A 24,759-nucleotide genomic window follows, 5' to 3' on the forward strand; every position below is an offset into this window, starting at 1 on the left:
AATGTATCGGGCGGCGCTACCGACGCACTCACGCGTGGTCCGGGAAGGCCTCTTGCTTGTATCCGCCACGCAGACTGCCGTCGATGTAGGCGGTCTTGGTGGCACGTCGGGCGATCTTGCCGCTGCTGGTACGTGGAATCGATCCGGCCGGCACCAGCAACACGTCGCGGGCCATCACACCGTGACGCTGCGCGACGGCAGCGCGCACCGTGTCGGCGATCTCCTGCGGGTCGTTCTTCTTGCCCGGGCCGCGCTCGGCGACGATGACGAGCTGCTCGGAGGCGTCGTCGGCGTCGAACTTGAGGCCGCTGGCCGCGTTCTGGAACACCACCTCGGGCAGCTGATTGGCCGGCACCGCGAACGCGGCGACAAAGCCCGGACGCAAAGCCGTGCTGGCCTCCTGCGCGCTGAACTCGAGGTCCTGCGGGTAATGATTGCGGCCGTCGACGATCACCAGGTCCTTCACGCGACCGGTGATGTAGAGCTCGCCGTCGAGCCACACACCGTAGTCGCCGGTCCGCATCCACTGCGCATCCGCGGGCGTGCCCTCGGTGTGGCTGCCCTGCGAGAGGGGATGGGGGATCGTGTTGTGGAAGGTGCTCTCGGTTTCCTCCGGCTTGTTCCAGTAGCCGGCGCCGATGTTGAGGCCGTGCAGCCAGATCTCGCCGACCTCGCCGTCGGGCTTCTCGGTGGCGGTCTCGGGTTCGACGATCGCGGCCCACTGGCTCAGTGCGACCTGACCGCACGAGACCTGCGCGACAGCGTTCGATGCGTGCTGATCGACCACCTTCATGTGACCGGCGTTGAGGGCATCTCGGTCGACGTAGATTATCTTGGCCTCGTTGTTGCGCTGCGTCGCCGACACGAACAGCGTCGCCTCGGCCATGCCGTAACACGGTTTGATGGCGGTCTTCGGCAGACCGTAGGGCCCGAACGCGTCGTTGAACTTCTTCATCGAACTGACCGTGACCGGCTCGGACCCGTTGATCAGACCGATCACGTTGGAGAGGTCGAGATGCTCGCCCTCCTTGGGCAGGCCGCGCACCGCGGCATGCTCGAACGCGAAGTTCGGCGCCGCGGCATAGGTTTCGGCGCCGTCGGAGGCCGCCGCGAGTTCCTTGATCCACCGGCCGGGGCGCCGCACGAACGCCTGCGGGCTCATGATCGTGATGTAGCGGCCACCGAGCGCGGGCAGGATCACGGTGAGCAGACCCATGTCGTGGAACATCGGGAGCCAGGTGACGCCGCGCGCGTTGCGGTCGATCTCGATGCAGTCGTAGATCTGCAGGCAGTTGGCCGCCACGGCCTCATAGGTGATCTCGACACCGGCGGGCACGCGGGTGGAGCCCGACGTGTACTGGAGATAGGCGACGGTGTCGCGGTTGTGGTCCTTGCCCGCAACCGGTGCCACCCAGCTCGAACCGACCGAATCGGGCACGGCGTCGACCGCGATCACGCGCGGCCGTTCCTTGGCGGGAACGCCGGCGAAGAAGTCGCGGACCGCCTCGGCGGATTTGGTGGAGGTCAGGATCGCTGCGGGTTTGCAGTCGGCGAGCACCGCGGTGAGCCGGTCGTGGTGACCGGGCTCGTCGGGGCTGAACAGCGGTACCGCGATGTTGCTGGCGTAGAGCGCGGAGAAGAAGCCGATCACGTATTCCAGGGACTGCGGCGCGAGGATGGCCACCCGGTCGCCGGGCTTGGTCACCTGCTGCAGCCGCGCCGCCACCGCCCGCAGCCGTTTGCCGAATTGCGCCCACGTGAGGTCCTGGGCCTCGCCATCGCGCTCGCGGCTGTAGTCGATGAAGCGGTACGCGAGGGTGTCCGCCTCGTCGCGCACGTTGCGCTCGACGTAGTCGACCAGCGTGGCGTCCTCGGTGAAGTGCAGGTTTCCCGTCTCATCGAGGAACTGCTCAAATTCAGTGTTCAGCATTCAAATACTCCTGTGGACCCCTCGGGGCACCCGGCGTCGGACGCCGGGTCGGCGGTTGTGTGGTGCTCCCCCACAGGCACCACTGAGTTCGCGTGGCGTGCACGCATGTCCACCGCGTGACACGGTAGCGCACGGACACCGAACCCTACGAATTCGTGACTACTGGTGAATTCTGCCTTCACCGGGCTGCAAACCGGTCCTCGACCCGCAGCTTTCGGTCGGTGAATTCACAGCTCCTCACCTGGCGGTTCAGTCACCTACCGACCGGTAACCTTACTCCCCTTTCAGTAGCGCGAGCACCGGGGCGAACGCGTCCATCTGCGTCGGGAACACCCCGACGTAGGACATGCCCGTGCGGCGTCGCACCTCGCGGATCTGATCGGCGATCTCCTCGAATGTTCCCATCGCCAGGTACGGCGAAGTCATTACATCCTCGACCGTGAAGTCGGTGTCGCGCTCGATGTTCGGCGGATAGCCCTGCGCGAGCGCCTTGAGTGCCATCTCCGCGGTGGCTTCGCGGTCGTCGGTGATCACGATGACCGCGATGGTCCAGTTGAGTTCGATGTCGGCGAAGCGGTCGCCGGCGGCCTGGCGGATGCGGTCGACGCGCGCGGCGGTGGCCTCGATGGTCATGTCCGACAGCTTCATCTTGCCCTCGGGGGTGGTTCCCGGTGCGATCGAGATGATGTCGGCATGCTTGGCGGCCAGCGCCAGCATCTTGGGGCCGCCACCGCCCACCGCGATCGGCGGTCGCGGGCCCTGGCGGGGTCGAGGGCTGCCTTCGAGGCCCTTGATCTGATAGAACTCGCCGTCGAAGTCGACGGTCTCGCCCCGCATCAGCTTGTCGAGGATCGTCAGCGACTCGTCGAGGCGGCGAATCCGCACCCCGGGACTCTCGAATGCGATGCCCGCCTTGTCGAACTCCTCCTTCATCCAGCCCGCACCGATGCCGAGTTCGAGTCGCCCCTTGCTCAGCACGTCGATGGTGGTGGCCTCCTTGGCGAGGATCGCCGGGTGCCGGAAGCCGTTGGCCAGCACCGATGTTCCCAATCGGATGCGGTCGGTGGCCTGACTGAGCGCCCCGAGCGCGGCCAGCGGTCCCACCTGGTTGCCGAGGTGATCGGGCACCGCGAAGGTGTCGTAACCGTATTCCTCCGCCGTCTGCGCGAGCTTCACGAACTTGCGGGCACCGCCCTCGTCCTTGTTGCCCTCACCGCCGGCGCCGAAGCGGAACTTGCGGAGCCCGTCGGGGGCTTCGGCCTGCGTCATCGGTGCACTCCTCGTATCGGCTAACCCCGGACCGGACCTCAGGTTAGTGCAGCACCGGAGGCCGCCCCAAACCGCTTGCGTGCGCGAGTCAGTTGTGCGCGGGTTTGGGCGCCTTGTCGATCACCGAACTCGCCCAGCCGTACATCCACTGGGTGGCGGTGGCGCCGTCGAGCGACCAGTACCGCGGCGTCGCATACATCGCGTGCACCGGATTGTTGATCGCGCCGGCGAGTTGCCCCACCGCCCCGATCGGATTGGCGACGGTCGGTGAATCACAGATGAGATCGCCTGGCGCACAGATGGAATTGACTCGATCGCGCAGGTCGCCGAACCCGCCGTCGCGGGGTCCGGTCATGGTGATGCCGGGTACCAGTGAGCCCATCCCCCCGAGGGCGATCTCGGCGCCCACCCCAGGGGGATTGGGTCCGATGTCGTTCTGCTGGCCGCGCTCGCGCCTCCCGTCGGCGATCAGGCCGACGCCGAGCACGAGGTCATGGTCGGCGGGGTCGAGCACACCCCGCCCGTTGCCGATGTTGCTCGCGAGATCCCCGGCGATCACGGCGCCCTGCGAGAAGCCCATGATCACGTAGCGGGTGAGCGGACACTTCTTGTTGGTCTCGGTCACCTTCGCCGCGGCGCGCTGATACCCCTGTGCGCGCGAGACGTTGTAGTCGGCCTGGCGGTCGCCGAGCACGGTCGGATTCCGGAATTGCGCCACGTAGGGCACGGTGTAGACCTCGGTCCGCGAATTCGGGAACTCGTCCTGCAACGCCGTGGAGACCCGACGCATCAGCGACGCCTTGTTCGCCGTCGGGTTGAGCGGATCGTCGTCGGCAGCCGACTCCCACGTGCCGGGGACCACCAGGGTCAGCACGTCGGGACAATCGGCCGACTGTGCTTCCGGCCGCGAGGGCGGGGCGCTCGTCGACGGCCCCCTGCCGCCCGGAATCCGCGGTGGTCCCGGTGTGAGAAGGGTGATCACGAGGATCACCACCAGAATGATCGCGACGACCGCGAGCGCTGCGATCAGCAGCGCGAACCTGGTGAGCCCTCGGCGCTTACGCTTTCGAGTGGCTCCTCGCTTGGCATTCACGCTCAGCAGTAGTTCTCATGGGCGGCCTTGATCACCTTGTCGGCCTTGGCGCCCGCTTCGTTCACGTTCTGGGTCCCCGGACCGACCAGCGCGGTGACGAACGCCTTCACGGTGGTGGGATCGGCACCTTTCGCCTGCTGCGCGCAGACGTAGTCGGCGGCATTGAGCGCGACGGTGTTGTCGGTGTCGCCCATGAACGTGACGTTCTGCGCCTTGAGTGCCGCGAGGTACTTCTGGCCCTTCGCGCTGACCGGCTCACCGTTGGGTCCGGGAAAGCTCGGCGGCACGGTGGTGCCCGTGGTCGGAGCCGTCGCGGGGAGCTTGGTGGCCCCCGACACCGGAGTGGTGACCTTCTGGGTCGTACTGCCGGGCGCCGCAGAGGTCGCCGACGACGCGGCCGGCGACGAGTACATCGATGTCGTCGTGATCGGATCGCTGGTGATCGGGGCACTCGCCGTCGAATCGTCGGAGCACGCGCTGACCGCCCCGACGAGCATTGCCACGCCCGCCACCATCACACCGACCCGAAAGAACTTGCTCATCATCACTTCCTCGTCACACTCCGCCAATGGGCTGACCCACCGAGCGCAAGGCTACCCCGGCGGGGGTGGTCCGCCGACCAGCGCACACCCGCCACCTGCGAAAACCTCCGGATTCCACAGAGAGATCTCAGGGCTGCCACACCGCACACCGAACATGACGGCGTCACTTGGTGATCTGGGCGCCACCGGTGGGGGTCCAGGAGATCTTGCCGCGCTGGAAGAGGTTGAACCGACCCTTGCCGTCGCGGGTGGGCAGTTCGTCGCTCAGCGGCAGTCCCAGCCGTCCCCCCGGGCCTCCGACCGAGACATAGGCGCCACCGATCGCGCCGGTGACCTCCTTCGGCCCCTTCGGCCCGGTGATGATCCGGCCCTTGTAGAAGTCCTGCGCGCGCCCACCGGGCACGGCGTACTCCGGGGTGAGGCACCCGCCGAGCCGGTTGGCGTCGGCCACCTTCTTGAACGGTCCCGACACCGTGCAGGCCACCTTGTCGCCGGCGAGGCCGAGAGCGGCGGCCGCCTGCGGCCAGGCCTGGGCCATCTCGAACTCCCAGTAGGGCCACGTGTGGGTGCCCGACGGCCGGTAGACGGCCTGCCCGGGGATGCCGAGTTCGTTGAGTTTGATCGCGAATTGCTGTGAGGTGACGCGACTGAGCAGTTCGAGTCCCACCCCCGAATAGTTGGTGGCCAGCAGCGGGATGTCCGACGGCTTGTCGTGCGGGCCCACCATGCCGTTGCCCGACGAGATGTACAGACTGGTGCCCTGTAGCTTGTCGGCGAGCAGGTAGGGATCGTGTTCCTTCCATGCCGGGTCGCTGGGCGGGCCGAACATCTTCATCGAGTCGTACCCGCCACCATCACGCACGGCGAACTGGATGGCCTGCGGCATGCCGGTCGACGACATCTGCAAGATGCCCGAGAACGACGCCGCGAACTTGTAGAACCCGGGATTGCGGGCGGCGAGCATCATGGCGGCCGAGCCGCCCATGGACAGCCCCTCGATACCCCGGACGTCCGTCGAACGCCACTGGCCCTCGATGATGGGCGGCAGTTCGTGGATCAGGAACGTCTCCCACTTGTAGTTCTTGCCCTTGTCGGGTTCTTTCCAGTCGGTGTAGAAGCTCGACTCGCCACCGATCGGCAGGATGACGTTGACGTTCTTGTCCTTGTAGAAGTCGACGATGTTGGTGTTGAGCACCCATCCGCTCTGATCGTCCTGTGCACGCAGACCGTCGAGCATGGTCAGTTGCGGAAACTTCGCGTCAGGCCGGGCCCACCAATCGCGCGCGAGCAGCAACTGCACCTGGATGTCGGTGTTCATGGCCGGGGAATGCACCCACAGCGCGACGCGGCGGTCGGTGTACCAGTACGTCTTGGTGACCCGCGCCGGCTCGGTGGGTGCGGCCGCCGGGCTGGGGGCGGGCGCGGGCGCGGGCGGATTTGCCGGCGCACCGGGGGCGGCGGGCGGTGCTGCGGGCGGGTCTGCAGACGCCACACCCGCGACCATCACACCCGACACCACGGCCACCGTGGTGGCCACGGTCGCCACCATGCGCGCGACACGTCTCACAGGTGTCGACCCGCGCCCCGCGCCACGGTCGACCCGTTCACCCTCAACCACTCGCCGCATCCTTCTCCAGCTCCTTCAGCACCTGTCGGTGGCGTCGCCTTCGAGGAGCGGGCCGTCGACTGCTTCCCCAACAGTCACACACGCCTCAGCAACCTCATTACGCCTCAGGTGTTTCTTACACGGCCACGAGGGGGTTATCGCGACGCCACGCTGTGATTGATGAGATTTATGTGACTTGTGGGGTGATTGATGCTTACCGGAGAGGCGTCAACGGAGGGAAGGGAAACGGCGACGGCCCCGTCCGGACGTGAAATCCGGGCGGGGCCGTCGAGGTACTGCGAGTGGGATCTAGCGGAAGAAGCCTCGTGCGTAGGCGTTCCACACCATGTCCTGCCAGTAGCCCCACGCGTGGGTGCCGTTGGCGTCGTAGGTCATCAGGTTGATGCCCTGGATGGAGGCCGCGAACTGGAAGGCCAAACGCTGCGAGAGGGCCAGCATTTCCAGCGTCGAACCCTTGACCAGGTCGTCGAACACGTTGGGTAGCGCGTTGTACCGGCCGAACAGTCCGTTACCCGATCCGGTGAACACCTTCAGGTGATGCATCCGGTTGATGAGCAGGAACGGGTCGTTGTCATCCCACCGCGGGTCCCACGGAGGACCCCACATGGCGTCGACGTTCCACGGCCTGGGATCGACGTCGAGCATGGCCAGTCGCAACATCGTGTGCATACCGGGGGCGCTCAGGAAGTCGTAGCCCGAGAGCGATCCGGCGGCGTAGTACAGATCGGGCCGCTTGGCGGCGAGAACCAGCGCGGCGTTGCCGCCCGACGAGATACCCATGACCGCGTACTTGCCGTTCTTGCCCTTGAACCCGCGGGCACGCAGGGCAGGCACCAGGCGGTTCTGGATGACGCATTCCCACATGTACCGACGCTGCTGGCCGTTGAAGTTACTCGGCGCGTTCCAGTTGGTGTAGAAGCTGGCCGGTCCGCCGATGGGCTCGACGACGTTGACGCCGCGGTTCACCAGTTCCTGGACGTTGGTGTTGATCTCCCAGCCGCTGAAGTCGTACTGGGCGCGCATGCCGTCGAGCAGGATCACCGTGCGCTGGTTCTGCGGCTTGAACCACGACCGCACACGGACCACGCCGGGACGCATCGACTTGTTGCCGAAGGCACCGTTCGTCGGCATCCCGCAGGCGTCGATCGTCCAATCGTTCTTGCCGACACGCGTGCCGTTGATCGTTGCCTGCGCCTCACCCGCTCCGCCGGTGACCGCAGCCAGACCCGCGACGGTCAGAATCGCGAGCGTCGCCGCTACGAGGCGGCTACGCAGCCCCACCCGGCTCCTCGACCGGCGCTTGCGCCGCGCCCCGTTCTCCAACGCACCTGTCCCCATCGACTGAACTCTCCTCTGGTACCGGCGGCGACGCACTCGCACGAATGCGCCGCCGGCCGGATCGTTATGTCTACGACACCGTGTCGACCCCGAATCGCAGCCGTCACATGCGGCACAACCGCCTCATCAGCCGCACTGGCCGACGAGTGGCGAGCCTATTGCATGTCTGCCACGCCGACAATTGCTGTGATGTTCGCCACAGCAATTGTCTTGGTGAACAGCACGGTGCCTTCCGGGTGTCGCCCGGTCCCCCCTCTTATCGGACCCTCAGGTGCCGACGTTACCGATTCGAGACAAAAAAGATCAAACTCATCGAGGATGGATTCGCGGTGGGATCGGTAGCCCGCACCGCTGCAGCTCGTACTCGGGATTGCGCTGGATGATCCGATAGTCGGTGAACGTGAATGAGTCCTTCAGATTCTGTTTGAACCGGGCGAAGGACCACACTCCCTCGTAGGACTTCACCCGCGCCTTCGTGTCCGGGCAGGTGAGCGCCACCTTGGCCTGCGCGACGACGTCCTCGTCGAGCGAGAGCGGCAGCACCGGGCGACGCGGATAGGCGCCCGCCTCGGCCACCACCCACTCCGCGGGCAGGTTCTTGTCGTGCCCGATGCGGCCGTCCTCGAGACGTTCGGTGTGTGCCGCGATCGGGTACGCCAGTCCCATCTGATCGATGACACGGACGTCGAGCGGCGCGTTCATGCTGGTCATACCCATGTTGAGGAAGTAGACGGTGACCTTGCGCTTGCTCTCGGGAGTGTTGTCGGGCAGTTTCACCACGGTCCAGTCGTCGTAGTTCGCCGTGGGCAGCACCACGCCGCCCTGCGTGCGGAACTCGTCGATGCGTTCGACCATGGCCCGCATCCGCGGATAGTCGAGGTAGTCGGCGGCGGTCACCGGGTTCTCGATGCCCATGTTGGTCACGTAGAACCGTCGTTCGTCGACGATGCCGCTGCGACCGATGTCGATACCGGCGTTGGGCAGCTCATTCTCGTGGTTGACCACGGCCCAGACGATGGTGGTGATGCAGATGGCCGCCATCACGGTGGCGCCGCCGAGCTGCACCAGGGCGCGCCGACGGCGGGTGGTATCCGCTGGGCGAGACGCCGAGCGATCGGCCGAGCGGGCAAACACCGCGCGCAGCGCCGCCCGGCCGGGCACCGTGACCGGTACCACCATCACCGGCAGCAGCAGGGTGAACAAGGGGGTGAGCAGCACGCGGCCGTGCATGAAGTCGCCGCCCTGACGCAACCAGTACAGGCCGACGATCAGTCCGGCGAGCAGAATCGCCACCACCACCCCGGTCGGGGTCTGCAAGCCCTGCGACCAGCCCGCCAAACGGGTGCGCAGGCCGCGCCGGGACGCGGGCGGCGACGCGGGGTCGGGGGCTTCGGGGTCGGGGGCCTCGAGGTCGGGGGCTTCGGGATTGGGGGCTTCGAGGTCGGGGGCCTCAGGGTCGGGGGCTTCGGGGTCAGGATCGGTACGGGTGTCGGCTCGCAACCTGTTGCCGACGACGAGCAGCACACCGGCCACCACCGCCAGGATCACCGGCAGTACCAGCAGGTACGGGCCGAACAGATTGCCGAGGTAGACGAAACCCTGATGCCACTTTGACCCACTCGCATCCTTGGCCACGGCCGGATTGGGTACGAGCAGCGCGTAATAGCCCATCCGGAAGATCTGATAGCCCACCGGCAAGACGGCCGCCACCACGATCACCGCGATCCGCATCTTCCATCCCAGCGGGGCCAAGAACACCACCAGCAGCGCGATCCCGCCGATGATGGTGAGCTCGGGACGCACCAGGGGCGCGAGGCCGGCCCAGAACGCCAGGAACAGCGTGGCCGCGCTCCCCCAGCCAGTCGCGGCGTCGCCGCGGGGCCGTCGACTCCAGGCCACCAGCTGACACCACAGCACCGCCACCCAGAAGATGCACAGCCCGTTCTCCAGTCCGCTGGTCGCGAAATCGCGTGCGGGCGGAATCGCGATGTAGACCACCGCACCCAGCGGAACCAGCAGGCTCACCGCCGTACCGTCGAGGCCGCCGAGCCGGGTGCGCAACAGTCGTGCGGTGCCGTACATGGCGATCGGCACCGCCGACACGGAGAGCACCAGCGCCACCCACAGGGCCACGTATTCGAGCTGACCGTCGGTCACCCAGGCCCAGAACCACAACAGATAGGTCCATGCGACCGAGGTGTTGGCCTCCACGCGTTCGCCCATGTTGAACACGGGGCCGTTGCCCGCGAACAGGTTCCGCAATGTGCGCAGGACGATCAGTCCGTCGTCGGCGATCCAGCGGCGTTGCCAGGCGCCGATGGCGAAGAACGTGGTGACCGCGATCGCACCGACGAAAAAACTGCCGATAGCGGTCCACTCCCGCGGGCCCCACGAACGCCACGCCGTCACGCGCCGGCTGGGCGGTGGGGTGTCGGCACCGTCGTCGGAATCGTCGGGATCCTGGGCACGCTCGTCGGGATCCTGGGCACGCTCGTCGGGATCCTGGGCACGCTCGACGGGATCCTGGGCACGCTCGACGGGATCCTGGGCACGCTCGACGGGATCCTGGGCACGCTCGTCGGGATCCTGGGCACGCTCGTCGGAATTCTGGGCACGCTCGTCGGGATTCTGGGCACGCTCGACGGGATCCTGGGCACGCTCGTCGGGTTCGGGCTCCGGGTCGTGCTGGAGACGGTGTCGGCCGGCGGACACGCGCGGGAGGACCAAGGTCGGCGACTCCGCATCGGCCACAGGCGCGCCGGGCGGCGGCGTTCTAGACGGCATAGACCGCGACCGCCACGCACACGATCCAGGCCACGGCGAGCACCTCGAGCACACGGTCGGAGAACGCGATCTCTTCCGGCTCCCCCGCCGACCCGCCGTCGACGACAACCGCGTAGCGGAGGATGGCAATGGTGAAGGGCACCATGGAAATGGCGTAGAACACGTTGGTGTCGTGCCCGGAGTTCTTGTCGAAGGCCCACAGCCCGTAGAAGGCCACCACGGCCGTGGCCGCCAGCGTCCACACGAACCGCAGGTAGGTGGTGGTGTAGTACTGCAGCGCCTTGCGGATCTTGGCGCCGGTGCGCTCGGCGAGCTGCAACTCGGCGTAGCGCTTGCCCGCGGCCATGAACAACGAGCCGAAGGCCATGACCAACAGGAACCACGACGAGAGCTTGATCTCGGTGGCGGTACCACCGGCGATCGCGCGCAACAGGAATCCCGACGAGACGATGCAGATGTCGAGCACCGCCTGGTTCTTCAGGCCGAAACAGTAGCCGAGCTGCACCACCAGGTAGATCGCGATGACCACCGCGGTCTGCCAGTTGGCCACCAGCGACACCGCCAGCGATGCCACGCCGAGGACCACCGCGAGGGTGTAGGCCAGCGGCACCGGGACCACGCCCGCCGCGATCGGCCGGAAACGCTTGGTGGGGTGATTGCGGTCGGACGCGACGTCGATCGCGTCGTTGATCAGGTAGATGCACGACGCCGCCAGGCAGAACGCGATGAACGCGATCCCGGCGTGCCAGAGCACGTTGACGTCGGTGATGTTGCCCGCGGCCAGCGGCGCTGCGAGCACCAGGACGTTCTTGACCCACTGTCGGGGGCGGAGTGCCTTGATGAGTCCTTCGGCCAAGTTCTTGGGTGGCCCGAGCACCTTTCCGTGCTCGATCGGCTCCTCGCTCATGCCTCTCCTCGGTTCCTCGTCGCCGGCCCGGCTGCGGCACGCTCGATCCACGTGTCGCCGGCGATGACGGCTCCGGCACTCAGTGCGCCGATCGCGGCGCCCGCGGCGACGTCGCTCGGGTAGTGCACGCCGAGAACGAGCCGCGACGTGAGCATAGGCGGCACCAGCAGAGCGGGGAGCAGGTAGGGCGGCAAACCGGCCGCCCGGCCGATCAGGATGGCCGCGGCGGTGGTCGACGTGGCGTGCGACGACGGGAAGCTCAACTTGCTCGGCGTGGACACTCCCACACTGATGCGGGGGTCGTGGGGCCGTGGGCGACGGACGATGCGTTTGATGATGACCGACGCGGCATGAGAACCGAAGGCGCCCACGCCCGCCTCGACCCAGCGTCGCTGCGCGCGCTCGTCGCCGCGGCGCGCGGCCACGCCCCAGCCGAGCGCGCTGATCGCCAGCCAACCCAGGGAGTGCTCGCCGAAGTGTGAGAGCGCCCGGGCGGTGGGCAGCACGCCGGGCTTCGATGTCAGCGCGTGCTGGATCGCGATCAGTGCCGCGACCTCGCCTGTCGGCGCAGGTGACGAGTCCCCCGCCGGCTGTGGCACACCGTCACTCGATTCCGAAGACACCCGCCCAGCTCTCCTTACTGGTCAGTTCCCGGTGCTTGGCGCGGTACTGCTGCGCCATGTCCGGGAACCTCTCGTTGAGTTCGCGGATCAGGGCCGCGGATTCTCGGGCCAGCGCGATCATCTTGTCGCGGTCGCGCTGGCGATACACCACGCCGCGCCCATCGGCGGTGGTCACGGTGACACCGTCCACCCGGCCCAGACTGAACCACCGCGCCTCGATCGGCGGGTAGTTCGCCTGCGGCACCTCGTGATGACGAGGGTCGGCCGGGCGCAGGTTGTTGCGCACCACGCCCGCCAGCGCCCGCAGCTTGCTCACTGGGTTGGTGGGCACGTGGGTGCCCAGGTGGGTGGCCTCACCACTGGTCTTGGGCAGCACCTGCGCCGACGGCAGCACCACCGCGTCGGGGAACTGCTTGCGCATCTGCGCCACCTTGGGCAGCGCGGTGGGCAGCAGGTCACGGATGTGGTCGGGACCCGCCAAGAAGTCGCGAATCGCCTCGTTCTGAATCGCAACCGTCGAATACTCAAGGCAGAGAAGATGTTTGGCGGTGGCTTTGGCCATCGACTGCAGAATGCCCTTGATGGGCCCGTCGTGATGGATCGCCGCGACCACCAGCCGGTTCCGCAGATGGAAGTAGGCCTGCCAGTCGATGGCGTCGTCCTTGTCGCTCCAGGCCATGTGCCAGATCGCGATACCCGGGACTGTCGCCGTGGGGTACCCGGCTTTGGCTGCGCGCAAAGCGAATTCCCAGTCGTCCCACTTGATGAACAGCGGCATCGGCAGACCGATCTGCTCCGCGCATTCGCGGGGGATCATGCACATCCACCAGCCGTTGCCCTCGACGTCGATCCGTCGATGCAGGTTCTTCGAGTTCTCCAGATCGCGCAGCGGGTAGCGCGCGAAGTTGTGGTCGTACTCGACGAACGGTGCCGAGGTCCACATGAAGTTGTGGTGGTTGATCACCTCGCCCATGCTGTGCAGGTGGCTGCGGTCCTGCAGATTGAGCATCTGACCGCCGACGAGCATGGGGGACTTGGCAAATCGCGACATGGCCAGCGCACGCAGGATCGAGTCCGGCTCGATGGCGATGTCGTCGTCCATGTAGAGGATGTAGGGACTGTCGGTGAGCCGCAGCGCCTCGTACATGATGCGGGCGTAGCCGCCCGAACCGCCGAGGTTGGGCTGGTCGAAGATGTGCAGCCGGTCACCGAGCGCCGCGGCGGCCTCGGCGAATCCGGGCTCGTCGACCACCTTGCGCGTGCCCTGATCGGGCATCAGCACCGCGTCGATCACCTGATCCACCAACGGATCCGACGTCAGCGCGGCGAGCGCGTTCACCGCGTCGGTGGGTCGGTTGAAGGTCGGGATACCGACGGTGACACCGCCCCCGCTGGTCGAGCCGCCCCCGCCGGTCGAGCCGTCCCCGCTGGTCGAGCGGCCCCCGCCGGTCGAGCCGTCCCCGCTGGTCGAGCCGTCCCCGCTGGTTGAGCCGTCCCCGCTGGTTGAGCTTGTCGAAACCACCGGCGCATACCAGCCCGCGGAGATGATTTCGGTGTCGGTGTCGGTGGTGACGTCGAACCAGATCCAGCCGCCGTCCTCGAACGGACCGAGATCGAGTTCGAATTCGATGACGCCGTGGCCGTTCTCGTCGGTGGGCACCAGATCGCCACCGATACCGATCCGCGCGCCGTTGAACTTCGACCGGTAGAGATCCACGCGGCAGGCGCCCACCACCTCGATGCGCAGCACCACCGAGGTGAGCACGGTCCAGCGTCGCCAGTACGACGCCGCGAAACCGTTGAAGTAGCTCTCGAAACTCACTTCCGATTCGGCGCCGAGCAGCACGGAGGTGCGCGACGGCGAGTGGGCCCGCCGAGTGTTGCTCCACGACTCGACCAGGTAGAGCGACCGCACGTCCAGCGGTTCACCCGGACGCGGAAAGATCACTCGCTGCAGCAGTTCGACGGCCTTCGACGTCGGTGCCGTCTCCTGACGCAGTTGCGGTTCGCCGCCGGTTGCGCCCGATGCCTGTTCGGTCGGGGTCACGCTCATCTACTCCACCTCCGCCAGCGGCGTCCCGTCGCGCAGGTGCGGCGCCAGCGTGTTGTCGAACATGGTGAGCGCACTCGCGATCGCCATGTGCATGTCCAGATACTGGTAGGTGCCCAACCGGCCGCCGAACAGCACCTTCGCGGTGCCGGTCTCGGCGCGGGCCAGGTCCCGGTAGGCGGCGAGCTTGGCGCGGTCCTCCGGGGTGTTGATCGGGTAGTAGGGCTCGTCGTCGTCTTCGGCGAATCGGCTGTACTCCCGCATGATCACGGTCTTGTCGGTGGGATAGGTGTCCCGCTCCGGATGGAAGTGCCGGAACTCGTGGATGCGCGTGTAGGGCACGTCGGCGTCGTTGTAGTTCATCACCGGGGTGCCCTGGAAGTCGCCGGTGGGCAGCACTTCGGTCTCGAAGTCGAGCGTGCGCCAGCCCAGGCGGCCGGCGGAATAGTCGAAGTAGCGATCCACCGGTCCGGTGTAGACCACCGGAGCGTCGGGACTGGTCGTCCGGATCTCGTCGCGCACCGCGAACCAGTCGGTGTTCAGGCGTACCTCGATGCGCTCGTCGGCCGCCATGTTCTGTAGCCACGCGGTGTACCCGTCCACCGGCAGACCCTCGTAGGTGTCGTTGAAGTAGCGGTTGTCGAAGGTGTAGCGCACGGGCAGTCGGGTGATGTTGCCCGCCGGCAACTCCTTCGGGTCGGTCTGCCACTGCTTGGCGGTGTAGTGCTTGACGAACGCATCGTAGAGCGGGCGGCCGATCAGGCTGATCGCCTTTTCCTCCAGGTTGCGCGCCTGGGCGGTGTCGATCTCGCTGGACTGCTCGGCGATGAGCGCACGCGCCTCGTCGGGGCTGTAGTAGCGGCCGAAGAACTGGCTGACCAACCCGAGGCCCATCGGGAACTGGTAGGCCTGGCCCTGGTACATCGCGAAGACGCGATGCTGGTAGGAGGTGAAATCGGTGAATTCGTTGACGTAGTCCCAGACCCTCTTGTTGGAGGTGTGGAACAGATGCGCACCGTACTTGTGGATCTCGATACCGGTCTCGGGCTCGGGTTCGGAGTAGGCATTGCCACCGAGGTGGTGGCGCCGTTCGATCACCAACACCCGCTTGCCGAGCTGGGTCGCCGCGCGTTCGGCGATGGTGAGTCCGAAGAAGCCGGAACCGACGACGATCAGGTCGACCGCACCCGGAGAGGTGCCGCCCGCCTCGACGCTGTTATTGGTGGCCACGGGTGTTCAGCCTAACCGACCACGCCCCCTCGACCTCCGGGCACACGGGCGCGTGGCATCACCGAACCCGGACGCGGTGTAATCCTCAACCGATTCACAGCTTGATCTCACATTCGGCGTAACATCTTCTCATCGGCCTGCAGCCAACCGGGCCATCCAACCGATCACATCGCGAAGGGCTGCAGCGTGACGACAACTCCTTCCCCGCCCGAGCGCGAGGCACCCGCGACTCCGGCCGAGTCGGCTCCACCGCTGGCGGCTGTACACCCCGGCGACGCCGCCCACGCCGAGGCCGGGTGGCTGCGCTGGTTGGCACTGCCCCACGGCTGGCAGCCGCTGAATCTCGACGTCAAGCGGCTGGTGGTGATCGCTGCTCACCCCGACGACGAGGTGCTCGGAGCCGGGGGGGTGGTGTTCTCCGCCGCGACTCAGGGCGTCGAAGTGGTCACCATCTGCCTCACCGACGGCCGTTCGGCTCATCCGGGCTCCTCGCCCGAACAACTCGCCGACCGTCGTCACGTGGAGATGGACACCGCCGCTGCCCTCCTCGGCCTCCACCCGCCCCGTTGGGCCGGGCTCCCGAGCGGATCACTGAGTGATTTCGCCGACGCGCTCGTCGATCTCATCGACGCCGCGGTCGCGGAGAAGCCGACCATACCGACGGGGTTGCTCGCGGTGTGGGAGAACGACGGCGAGCCCGATCATGATGCCGCCGGGGCTGCTGCGGCGTCGGTGGCCGCCCGCCGGGGCCTGCCGCTGTGGATGTACCCGGTGCGGATGTGGCACTGGGCTCACCCCGACGATCCCGCGGTGCCGTGGTCGCGGATTCGCGTCCATGACGTCGACCCGACCGTTCTCGCGGTGAAACATGCCGCCGCCCGCTCGTTCGCCACGCAGAAGCGCGCATGGTTGCCAACCGACGAATCCCAGCCCGAACTGGGGCGTAATGTCACGTCACATCTGCTCCGGCGAACGGAGTACATCATCTCGTGAGCACCTGGCTTGGGAGTGAAGGAGGTCCGGTGACCGAAGCGATGTCGAGCAGTTTGTCGGAGGTCGCGCAGACGGTCCGGCAGTTACAGGCCGAGAGCATCGACACCGACACCGTGCTGCGTCGCATCACCAAGGCCGCGGTGGAGACCGTCGACGGGGCCGAGTACGCGAGCGTCACCCTGGTCACCCGCGGGCGCATCGAAACCCCGGTGATGGTCGGCGACCTCGCCGGTCAGTCCGACGAGCTCCAGACGCAACTGGGTGAAGGACCGTGCGTGCGGTCGGCGGTCGACGACGTCACCGTGTGGGTAGAGGACATGCGGACGGAGACGCGGTGGCCGTCGTTCGCCCCGGCCGCCGCCGACCTGGGCATCCTGTCGATGGTGTGCTTCTGCCTCTACATCGACGGCAACGACTTCGGGGCGCTCAACCTGCACAGTCCGCAACCGCACGCCTTCGACGAGGACGGGCGGGCCGTCGGACGACTGTTCGCAGCGCACGCGGCCACCGCCTTCTCCGCGGTACGCGAGAAGGAGCAGTTACGCACCGCGCTGGGCAGCCGCGATATCATCGGCCAGGCGAAGGGCATGCTGATGGAACGTTATCGGCTCGATGCCGACGCGGCCTTCTCGCTGCTGGCGCGACTCTCGCAGGACACCAACACCAAACTCGTCGACGTGGCGCGCAAGGTGATCGACGCCGGGCCCGGATAGCCGACTCATCCCGTGACCCCGGGTTCACGCGGGTGCTCTCGGTTCGCGCGGGTGGTCGACAGTCCGCGCGACCGGAGAGGTTCCGCGGGAATCGTGGTCACCGGAGCACGTCGGCCCTCGGGTAGCCGAGCACCGGAATGCCACCGCGACGCTGGTAGTCGGCCAGGCCCCGACCGACCAGCACGTGCGCGCCGGTGCGTTGCGAGAAGAACATCATGCCCCGCTGGAAAAGCTGGGTGACGCCGGAGCCGTCGGGCGAAAGGGTGGGCAACCCCAGCGCCTGTCCGAGGGGTCCGGTGACGCCACCGAGGTCGCCGAGTTTGCCGTTGAACGCGTCGGTGGCGATGGTGAGCAGTTGCGACGAACCGGGGATCAGGTTGTCGGCGAGACCCGCGAGTGAACCCGGATCGAGCCAGCCGAGGTCGAGCCCACCGCCGCCGGGCGCGGTGGGCGGCGCGACGATCTTGGGTTTGCTCGTCTGACCCTTCACCGCGAACCACGAGGACTTCAGCTGCAACTTGGTGCGCGCCTCCTCGCCGGTGGCCTCGACGGTGCCGCCGGAACCGGACACCCGCACCTTGAGCGCGCGGCCGTTCTCCGGACCGAGACCGTTGGCCTCGATCACCTCGAAGCTGCGCAACGCCCCCACCCCGAATGCGGACCCGATACTGGCCGCGCTCACCGTGGCGGTCCAGTTGTGGTCGGGGGAGAGCACGTCACCCTCGTCGACCACCGCCGGGAACCTGCCGCCCGCGGTGTAGCCGCCGGTGGAGGCGGAGAACTCGGCGAAGGCGGGCTGGCCGTTCTGCCGCAGGATCTGACCCGCGGTGGCGTCGGCCGCACGGTTGGTGCGGGGGTCCTCACCGGCGACGCCGCCGTACATCTGCGAGTTCTGCGTGTCGTCGATCTTCTTGCCGCCCGCAATCGCGGCAAGCGCGTAACTGCGGGCCACCACGGCCTGGGCTTTGAGCGCTTCCATGCCGCCGGAGTCGCCCCAGCCGGGCATCGACTCCTTGGCGATCACGCCCTTGACGTAGTCGTCGATGTTGAGTTTGTTCACCACGCGTCCGCCGTCGAGCCCCAGCGAGCCGCGATAGGTGGCGTTGGAGCCGCAGAATTTGAGCAGTTCGTTGAGCGGGCGCCCTGGCGCGAGGTTGATCGGGTCCACGAAGGACGCCGGGACGCTGCCCGCGGCGGCGCCGCCGCACCCGTTGGTGATGGTGGCGGTGTTGCCGGAGATGCTCACCGCCTGCCCTGGCGCGACCGGCTTGCCGCCGACGTTCGCACCCGCGGGGGCGAGCACGTTCACCGCGCCCTGCTGGCTCAGCCTGACGGTGATGTCAGGTTTGTCGGCCTTGCTCAGCGTGGTGCCGCCGTAGAAGTGGCGCAGGATCTGGGCGGCCGACCAGCCACGTTTGGCGTACCCGTAGGCGCCCCACTGTCCCATGCCGCGGCCGTGTCCGTGGCCGTGTCCGATCAACACGATCGCCGAATCGGCGGTGAGTCCGATCCCGTCGGCGCTGTGGCGGGCGCCGGGTCCGCCGAGCAGCACGCCACCGACGAGCAGAGCAGGTGCCACGGCCAGTGCCACCAGGGAGACCTTGCGGTCATGAAGCCGTCGTGGGCGCACCCTGGAGATGAACGGGTTCGACAGTCGAGACACGGCTGTCCTCGCTTCCACGCGCGCTGCTGTTACTACTGTGACTAGTGAGACCTATGTGACGATAGTGAAGTCACAACAGAATCAGCAACCACAGGACATAACAACCGCATCACGAACGCCTGGCCGGTACCGGCGGCGTCCGCGCGAAGCTCCAGGGCACCCCCGCGGGTGGAGTTCGATCAGTCGGGGTCGGCGTCGGTGCTGTCTGTTCGCGACAGCTCAGCCGAACCAGCGGGCCAGCACCCTGGCCACACCGTCCTCGTTGTTGCCGACGGTCACCTCGTCGGCTGCCGCGAGCGCCGCTGAATGCGCGTGTCCCATCGCCACTCCGTGGTGCGCCCACGAGAGCATCTCGATGTCGTTGGGCATGTCGCCGAAGGCGATGGTGCGCTCGGCCCCGAGTCCCGCGATCTCGATCAGCGTGTCGAGCCCGGATGCCTTGTGCGTGTGGGGAACCGAGAGTTCCACGAGTCCGTTGTCGGTGGAGTAGGTGATCTGGGCAACCTCACCCAATTCGGGCCGCAGCCGGGCAGCCATTTCGCTGCTCGTCATATCCGGTTCGCGCACAAGGAGTTTCACCGCAGGCTCGGAGTACACCTCGTCGTCGCCGACCTCCACGTGGTCGGGGTTGAGCCAGGCGTGCCGATAACCGGCGGTGGCGACGAACGGCGGCGTGGCCGCGTCGTGGGCGGAGACACCGACGCGCTCGGCGGCGATACCCGCCGTCGGCAGGCATCGTGCGATCGCCGAGCGCATCCCCCACAACTCGTCGGGGGTGAGCAGGGCCGAGTGCAGCACCTCGTCGCGTTCGACGTCGTAGACGATGGCACCGTTGGCGCACACCGCAAATCGCACGCTCACGCCAGTGTCGACGAACTGGTCGGTGACCTCGGCGATCCATCGTGGCGGACGGCCGGTGGCGAGCACGAATTCGGCCCCGGATACGCATGCCGCCGACAGCACGTCGAGGGTGTAGCCCGAGACGATGTTGCGGTCGTCGATGAGCGTGCCGTCGACGTCGCTGGCGATGAGTGTCGGCGGGCCGTCGAACGCGACGGCTGGTGCGCCGGCCACGCTGGCGTCGGTCATCGTGATGCCTTCCCCCCGGTGGCCTTACGCTCGCGGGCGGCGGCCCTGCGCTCGGCTTCTTCCTTCTCGATGACCGCCGCCTCCGCGGGGGTCGGTGCCGAACCGCCGAGGCGGTTGGGCACCCAGAACTCGCCGGCCGGGTGCGGGCCGTAATCGTCTTGCACCTCATACAGCAACTCGCGCATGGTTTCTCGAAGTTGTGCGGTGACCGTGCCGGCATTCGCGTCGGCCGGCACGGTGATCGGTGTACCGAACCGCACGTGCACGGGCAGCTTGCTGCGGCCCATGTTCCGCGTGCCGCCCTTGGTCCACTGCCGTTGTGATCCCCAGACGATCGTCGGAACCACCGGGACGCCCGACTCCGCCGCCATGCGCGCAGCACCGGTCTTGAACTCCTTGAGCTCGAAGCTGCGGCTGATGGTGGCCTCGGGGTAGACCGCCACAATTTCCCCTGCTTTCAGGGAGTCCACTGCGGCGCGATAGGCGTCCTCACCGCGTGACCGGTCCACCGGCACCGTCTTCGTGCGAGTCACCAGAAACCGCATGATGGCCACGTCCATCACCTCGGACTTGATCATGAAACGCACGCGGCGACCGGCGCGGTAGACACCGATCGCGGCGGGCAGAAAGTCGACGTACCCGGTGTGATTGATCAGCAGCACCCCGCCGTCGCGGCGCGGGACATTCTCGACGCCACTGATGTGCAGGTCGAGACCCTGCGCCCAGCTGAGCGAGTGCGCGATGATCTCGAGGGTCCGGAACACGGGCTCGCGCTGCCGGCGAGTACCCGACGATCTGGCCGCTGTGCTCATGTCCACAGCTTATCGGCCGGTCGGCGAGGCTCCGGTTCTACTGTTGCTCGTCTCCAGAACCCGCGCGCCGGGCGGCGTCACGCGCAGCCTTCTCCTCGGCGTCGAGCTGGTTGGCCTCCTCGAGGGTGGGCGCCGACCCACCGAGCCGTGCCGGCACCCAGAACTCGCCCTGCGGATGTTCGCCGTAGGCGTCCTGCAACTCGAGTAGTTTCTCGCTCATCACCTTGTGTAGTTGCGCGGTGAGGGTGTCGGGGTCACCGACCGGTTCGATCGGCTCGGCGACACCGATCATGATCTTGTAGTGGTGTCGGCCCAGCCGCTTGGGATAGCCCTTGGTCCATACCCGCTGAGCCCCCCAGATCACCGTCGGGATGATCGGCGCACCCGACTCCAGGGCCATCCGCGCGGCCCCGGACTTGAAGTCCTTGATCTCGAAACTCCGGCTGATCGTCGCCTCCGGGTAGACCCCCACCAGTTCACCGCGTTGGAGATACTCGACGGCGGCGCGGTAGCTCTCGGCACCCGCGGCCCGATCCACCGGGATGTGCTTGAGCGCCCGCATGATGGGACCCGAGATCTTGTTGTCGAAGACCTCTTTCTTGGCCATGAACCGCACGTAGCGATGGCCTTGCAAGAAGGCCGGAATCCCGGCGTAGGTGAAGTCGAGGTACCCGGTGTGGTTGATCGCGATCACCCCCGGACCCGTCTTCGGGACGTTCTCCACCCCCGAGATCTCGAACTTCAAGCCCTCGGCCAGCCACAACAGTCGGGCGGTGGTGATCACGGAGGCGTAGACGGGTTCCATAGCTGACGAGCTTAGCCGCGCGTCCACTTGCGCCATTCGCGTATTCGGCGGTGAGTGCCGTTGCGGGCACGCTCAACGCGGATGCGGGCACGCTCAACGCGGATGCGGGCACGCTCAACGCGGATGCGGGCACGCTCAACGCGGATGCGGGCACGCTCGACCGGTCGCCCGGTACCGAAGGCCCATGACGCCCACCGGCGGCGCTCGATAGATTGGTAAGTCGAGTGCACCACCCGCGCCAGCCCGCGCACGCCCCACGAAAGGTCCCCACGTTGCAGATCACGAGCATCGGACATGCCGGTTTCCACCTGCAGACCAAGGCGGGATCGATCCTCTGCGATCCGTGGACCAACCCCGCCTACTTCGCGTCGTGGATACCGTTCCCCGACAACTCCGAACTGGACTGGAAGGCCCTCGGGCAGTGCGACTACCTCTACGTGTCGCACCTGCACCTCGACCACTTCGACGCCAAGAACCTGCGCGACAACGTCAGCAAGGACGCCACCGTCCTGCTGCCCGACTATCCGGTGCCCGACCTCAAGCGGAAACTCGAGAAGCTCGGCTTCACCAAGTTCGTGGAGACCACCGATTCGGTCAAGACCACCGTCGAGGGTCCCAAGGGCCCGCTCGACGTCATGATCATCGCGCTGCGCGCACCCGCCGACGGCCCGATCGGCGACTCGGGCCTGGTGGTGTCCGACGGCGAGACCACGATCTTCAACATGAACGACGCCCGGCCGATCGACCTCGACGTGATCGGCGAACAGTTCGGCCACGTCGACGTGCACATGCTGCAGTACTCGGGGGCCATCTGGTACCCGATGGTCTACGACATCCCGCGGCGCTCCAAGGCCAACTTCGCCACCCAGAAACGGCAACGTGGCATGGACCGTGCGCGGTCGTACATCGAGCAGGTCGACGCCACCTGGGTGATCCCGTCGGCCGGCCCGCCGATGTTCCTCGACGACGACCTGTTCGCGGTCAACGACCTCGGTTCCGGCCTCGATCTCCCCGAGAATGCGCGGCCGAGCGACGTGACGTCCATCTTCCCCGACCAGGAGACGTTCCTGGAGCAGATGCGCGTCCACGGCACCGATGACGGCGAACACCACCGCGGGCTGATGATGGTGTCGGGTTCGGTCGCCGAGTTCACCGGGTCGAGACTCGACGAAGTCAGTCATCCCTACCCGCCGCATGACGTGTTCGGCGAGAACAAGCAGGCCTATCTGGAGCGGATGAAGGAGAAGTTCGCCCCGGTCATCGCCGCGGAGAAGGCCACCTGGGCACCCGCCGACGGTGACCCGTTGCTCCCGCAACTCAAGGAACTCTTCGAGCCGATCATGGTGCAGTCCGACCTGATCTGCGACGGCATCGGCTACCCGGTGGGCCTGGTGATGGGCGACGAAACCGTGGTCCTCGACTTTCCCAACCGGATCGTGCGTGAGCCCAAAGAGGGAGAAGGCAAGTATCGCTACGGTTTCCGCATCGCCCCCGAGCTCGTGCGGACGGTGCTGCGCGACGACGAACCGGACTGGGTGAACACCATCTTCCTGTCCACCCGATTCACCACGTGGCGCATCGGCGGTTACAACGAATACCTCTACACGTTCTTCAAATGCCTGACCGACGAACGGATCGCCTACGCCGACGGCTGGTTCGCCGAAGCGCACGACGACTCCTCGTCGATCACCAAGGACGGCTGGGAGATTCAGCGTCGCTGCCCGCACCTGAAGGCCGACCTCTCGAAGTTCGGCGTCATCGAGGGCGAGAAGCTCACCTGCAACCTGCACGGCTGGCAATGGGACCTGCCCACCGGCCGCTGCCTGACGTCCAAGGGACACGAACTGCGGGCCTCGCGTCTCGACGACTGACCCCGCACCCACCCGCGGCAGAGATGACCTCCGAATGGAGGTCTCGTCGGCCCCGGTGATGATCACGCAAACGCACCCGGACTGATCGCGCGACACCCCGGTATCTCTGGCACACCCCCGAGCAAAAGGACACGACATGACAACACCATCAGCGAGTTACGGGGTTCACTCCGAGGTCGGGCGACTCCACAAGGTTCTGGTGTGCGCACCCGGACTGGCCCACGAGCGGCTGACCCCCACCAACGCCGACGACCTGCTCTTCGACGACGTGCTCTGGGTGCAGAATGCCAAGCGCGATCACTTCGACTTCATCACCAAGATGCGTGATCGCGGCGTCGACGTGGTGGAACTGCACAACGTGCTCACCGAGACCATCGAGAATCCCGAGGCCCGCAGCTGGCTGCTCGACCGCAAGATCATCGCCAATGAGACCGGCATCGGACTCGTCGGCGCGACCCGCGAGTTCCTCGACGAACTCGCCCCGCGCGACCTCGCCAAGTTCCTCATCGGCGGTCTGTCCACCACCGACCTGCCGGCCGAGGTGCGCCCGACCGGGTACATTTCGCTCGTCGACGAGGCCACCGGGCGTGGTGAGTACCTGATGCCGCCCCTGCCCAACACCCTCTACACCCGTGACACCACCTGCTGGGTGTACGGCGGGGTGACGCTGAACCCGCTGTTCTGGCCGGCGCGACACGACGAGACACTGCTCATGAAGGCGATCTACGAGTTCCATCCCGACTTCGTGGGCTCCACCGTCTGGTGGGGAGATCCCGAGAAGGATTGGGGCACAGCCACCATCGAGGGTGGCGACGTACTCGTCCCGGGTAACGGTGTGGTGCTGATCGGGATGAGCGAGCGCACCTCGCGTCAGGCCATCACACAGGTGGCCCGCGACCTCTTCGCCAGCGGGGCGGCCGAGAAGGTGGTGGTGGCCGGCATGCCGAAGCTCCGTTCGGCCATGCACCTCGACACCGTGTTCACCTTCGCCGACCGCGATCTGGTGTCGGTGTATCCGGCGATCATCGACGCGGTCCGCCCGTTCACCCTGCTGCCCAGCGACTCCGAACCCGGTGTCGAAGTGATCGCCGAGACCGACCACTTCCTCAAGGTGGTGGAGAAGGCATTGGGCCTGCAGAAGCTGCGCGTGGTGGAGGCCGGCGGCACCGCCTACGCGTCGGAACGGCAGCAGTGGGACAGCGGCAACAACCTCGTCGCGGTGGAGCCGGGTGTGGTGTTCGCCTACGACCGCAACACCTACACCAATGCGCTGCTGCGCAAGGAAGGGGTCGAGGTGATCACCATCGTGGGTGCCGAACTCGGTCGTGGCCGCGGCGGCGGCCACTGCATGACCTGCCCGATCATCCGCGATCCGCTGCCCGCTTGAGGCGGGTCCGGCCGTCGCGTCGCCTCGGTCGTG

At 67.0% G+C, this 24,759-nt stretch carries 20 protein-coding genes; 5 read left to right on the forward strand and 15 right to left on the reverse strand.

The window, feature by feature from the left end; genetic code table 11:
* Positions 1–28: 28 nt before the first annotated feature.
* From fadD32 to glf, 11 genes are all read right to left on the reverse strand, one after another.
* Positions 29–1,930, reverse strand: a complete 1,902-nt coding sequence (gene fadD32 / locus ACWDSI_RS06355; RefSeq protein WP_449756009.1) for a long-chain-fatty-acid--AMP ligase FadD32 — start codon at positions 1,928–1,930, stop codon at positions 29–31.
* A 273-nt stretch (positions 1,931–2,203) separates the two neighbouring features.
* A complete protein-coding gene (locus ACWDSI_RS06360) occupies positions 2,204–3,199 on the reverse strand; it encodes an LLM class F420-dependent oxidoreductase (protein ID WP_449756010.1) in 996 nt (331 codons plus the stop codon).
* An 88-nt stretch (positions 3,200–3,287) separates the two neighbouring features.
* Positions 3,288–4,292: a cutinase family protein gene (locus tag ACWDSI_RS06365; protein ID WP_449756011.1), complete on the reverse strand. Its 1,005-nt coding sequence runs from the start codon at positions 4,290–4,292 to the stop codon at positions 3,288–3,290.
* 2 nt (positions 4,293–4,294) lie between these two features.
* Positions 4,295–4,837 (reverse strand): DUF732 domain-containing protein, encoded by a 543-nt coding sequence (locus ACWDSI_RS06370; RefSeq protein WP_449748479.1) that lies wholly within the window; start codon positions 4,835–4,837, stop codon positions 4,295–4,297.
* Positions 4,838–4,997: 160 nt separating this feature from the next.
* Positions 4,998–6,383 (reverse strand): alpha/beta hydrolase-fold protein, encoded by a 1,386-nt coding sequence (locus ACWDSI_RS06375; protein WP_449756012.1) that lies wholly within the window; start codon positions 6,381–6,383, stop codon positions 4,998–5,000.
* A gap of 366 nt (positions 6,384–6,749) precedes the next feature.
* Entirely contained in the window at positions 6,750–7,799 is a 1,050-nt protein-coding gene (locus ACWDSI_RS06380) for an alpha/beta hydrolase (RefSeq protein ID WP_449756013.1), read from the reverse strand.
* 309 nt (positions 7,800–8,108) lie between these two features.
* Positions 8,109–10,208 carry a hypothetical protein gene (locus ACWDSI_RS06385; protein WP_449756043.1) on the reverse strand — a complete coding sequence of 700 codons (2,100 nt, stop codon included), beginning with the start codon at positions 10,206–10,208 and terminating at the stop codon, positions 8,109–8,111.
* 364 nt (positions 10,209–10,572) lie between these two features.
* Positions 10,573–11,490 carry a decaprenyl-phosphate phosphoribosyltransferase gene (locus tag ACWDSI_RS06390; RefSeq protein WP_449748476.1) on the reverse strand — a complete coding sequence of 306 codons (918 nt, stop codon included), beginning with the start codon at positions 11,488–11,490 and terminating at the stop codon, positions 10,573–10,575.
* A complete protein-coding gene (locus ACWDSI_RS06395; RefSeq protein WP_449748475.1) occupies positions 11,487–12,113 on the reverse strand; it encodes a phosphatase PAP2 family protein in 627 nt (208 codons plus the stop codon). Before ACWDSI_RS06395 ends, ACWDSI_RS06390 begins: the two co-directional genes overlap by 4 nt.
* Positions 12,094–14,166 (reverse strand): glycosyltransferase, encoded by a 2,073-nt coding sequence (locus tag ACWDSI_RS06400; protein WP_449756014.1) that lies wholly within the window; start codon positions 14,164–14,166, stop codon positions 12,094–12,096. The genes ACWDSI_RS06395 and ACWDSI_RS06400 overlap by 20 nt, the downstream gene beginning before the upstream one ends.
* Entirely contained in the window at positions 14,167–15,393 is a 1,227-nt protein-coding gene (gene glf, locus ACWDSI_RS06405; RefSeq protein WP_449756015.1) for a UDP-galactopyranose mutase, read from the reverse strand.
* A gap of 186 nt (positions 15,394–15,579) precedes the next feature.
* Here glf and ACWDSI_RS06410 point away from each other — a divergent pair, with 186 nt between their 5' ends.
* Positions 15,580–16,386, forward strand: a complete 807-nt coding sequence (locus tag ACWDSI_RS06410) for a PIG-L deacetylase family protein (protein ID WP_449756016.1) — start codon at positions 15,580–15,582, stop codon at positions 16,384–16,386.
* Between the two features lie 41 nt (positions 16,387–16,427).
* A complete protein-coding gene (locus ACWDSI_RS06415; protein WP_449756044.1) occupies positions 16,428–17,099 on the forward strand; it encodes a GAF and ANTAR domain-containing protein in 672 nt (223 codons plus the stop codon).
* Positions 17,100–17,196: 97 nt separating this feature from the next.
* Here ACWDSI_RS06415 and ACWDSI_RS06420 read toward each other — a convergent pair whose 3' ends face one another.
* From ACWDSI_RS06420 to ACWDSI_RS06435, 4 genes are all read right to left on the reverse strand, one after another.
* A complete protein-coding gene (locus tag ACWDSI_RS06420) occupies positions 17,197–18,762 on the reverse strand; it encodes a SpoIID/LytB domain-containing protein (RefSeq protein ID WP_449756017.1) in 1,566 nt (521 codons plus the stop codon).
* 219 nt (positions 18,763–18,981) lie between these two features.
* Complete coding sequence (locus ACWDSI_RS06425) at positions 18,982–19,851, reverse strand: HAD hydrolase family protein (RefSeq protein ID WP_449748470.1); 870 nt, start codon at positions 19,849–19,851, stop codon at positions 18,982–18,984.
* On the reverse strand, positions 19,848–20,663 hold the full coding sequence (locus ACWDSI_RS06430; RefSeq protein ID WP_449756018.1) for a lysophospholipid acyltransferase family protein: 816 nt from the start codon (positions 20,661–20,663) through the stop codon (positions 19,848–19,850). The genes ACWDSI_RS06425 and ACWDSI_RS06430 overlap by 4 nt, the downstream gene beginning before the upstream one ends.
* Before the next feature lie 37 nt (positions 20,664–20,700).
* A complete protein-coding gene (locus tag ACWDSI_RS06435) occupies positions 20,701–21,468 on the reverse strand; it encodes a lysophospholipid acyltransferase family protein (protein ID WP_449756019.1) in 768 nt (255 codons plus the stop codon).
* A 50-nt stretch (positions 21,469–21,518) separates the two neighbouring features.
* Here ACWDSI_RS06435 and ACWDSI_RS06440 point away from each other — a divergent pair, with 50 nt between their 5' ends.
* The 3 genes from ACWDSI_RS06440 to ACWDSI_RS06450 all read left to right on the forward strand — a co-directional run bounded on the left by ACWDSI_RS06440 (position 21,519) and on the right by ACWDSI_RS06450 (position 24,726).
* Entirely contained in the window at positions 21,519–21,656 is a 138-nt protein-coding gene (locus ACWDSI_RS06440) for a hypothetical protein (protein ID WP_449756020.1), read from the forward strand.
* Between the two features lie 84 nt (positions 21,657–21,740).
* Positions 21,741–23,339, forward strand: coding sequence for a Rieske 2Fe-2S domain-containing protein (locus ACWDSI_RS06445; protein ID WP_449756021.1), 1,599 nt, complete (start codon positions 21,741–21,743; stop codon positions 23,337–23,339).
* 136 nt (positions 23,340–23,475) lie between these two features.
* Positions 23,476–24,726 carry an arginine deiminase gene (locus ACWDSI_RS06450; protein WP_449756022.1) on the forward strand — a complete coding sequence of 417 codons (1,251 nt, stop codon included), beginning with the start codon at positions 23,476–23,478 and terminating at the stop codon, positions 24,724–24,726.
* Positions 24,727–24,759 lie beyond the last annotated feature (33 nt).

The organism is Gordonia sp. NPDC003429 (assembly GCF_053588575.1).

Bases quoted from the DNA above. Each gene is read 5' to 3' on its own strand.
- fadD32 (WP_449756009.1), bottom strand. From the start codon at position 1,930: ATGCTGAACACTGAATTTGAGCAGTTCCTCGATGAGACGGGAAACCTG.
- ACWDSI_RS06360 (WP_449756010.1), bottom strand. From the start codon at position 3,199: ATGACGCAGGCCGAAGCCCCCGACGGGCTCCGCAAGTTCCGCTTCGGC.
- ACWDSI_RS06370 (WP_449748479.1), bottom strand. From the start codon at position 4,837: ATGATGAGCAAGTTCTTTCGGGTCGGTGTGATGGTGGCGGGCGTGGCA.
- ACWDSI_RS06375 (WP_449756012.1), bottom strand. From the start codon at position 6,383: ATGGTGGCGACCGTGGCCACCACGGTGGCCGTGGTGTCGGGTGTGATG.
- ACWDSI_RS06380 (WP_449756013.1), bottom strand. From the start codon at position 7,799: ATGGGGACAGGTGCGTTGGAGAACGGGGCGCGGCGCAAGCGCCGGTCG.
- ACWDSI_RS06390 (WP_449748476.1), bottom strand. From the start codon at position 11,490: ATGAGCGAGGAGCCGATCGAGCACGGAAAGGTGCTCGGGCCACCCAAG.
- ACWDSI_RS06400 (WP_449756014.1), bottom strand. From the start codon at position 14,166: ATGAGCGTGACCCCGACCGAACAGGCATCGGGCGCAACCGGCGGCGAA.
- ACWDSI_RS06415 (WP_449756044.1), top strand. From the start codon at position 16,428: ATGTCGAGCAGTTTGTCGGAGGTCGCGCAGACGGTCCGGCAGTTACAG.
- ACWDSI_RS06425 (WP_449748470.1), bottom strand. From the start codon at position 19,851: ATGACCGACGCCAGCGTGGCCGGCGCACCAGCCGTCGCGTTCGACGGC.
- ACWDSI_RS06430 (WP_449756018.1), bottom strand. From the start codon at position 20,663: ATGAGCACAGCGGCCAGATCGTCGGGTACTCGCCGGCAGCGCGAGCCC.
- ACWDSI_RS06435 (WP_449756019.1), bottom strand. From the start codon at position 21,468: ATGGAACCCGTCTACGCCTCCGTGATCACCACCGCCCGACTGTTGTGG.
- ACWDSI_RS06450 (WP_449756022.1), top strand. From the start codon at position 23,476: ATGACAACACCATCAGCGAGTTACGGGGTTCACTCCGAGGTCGGGCGA.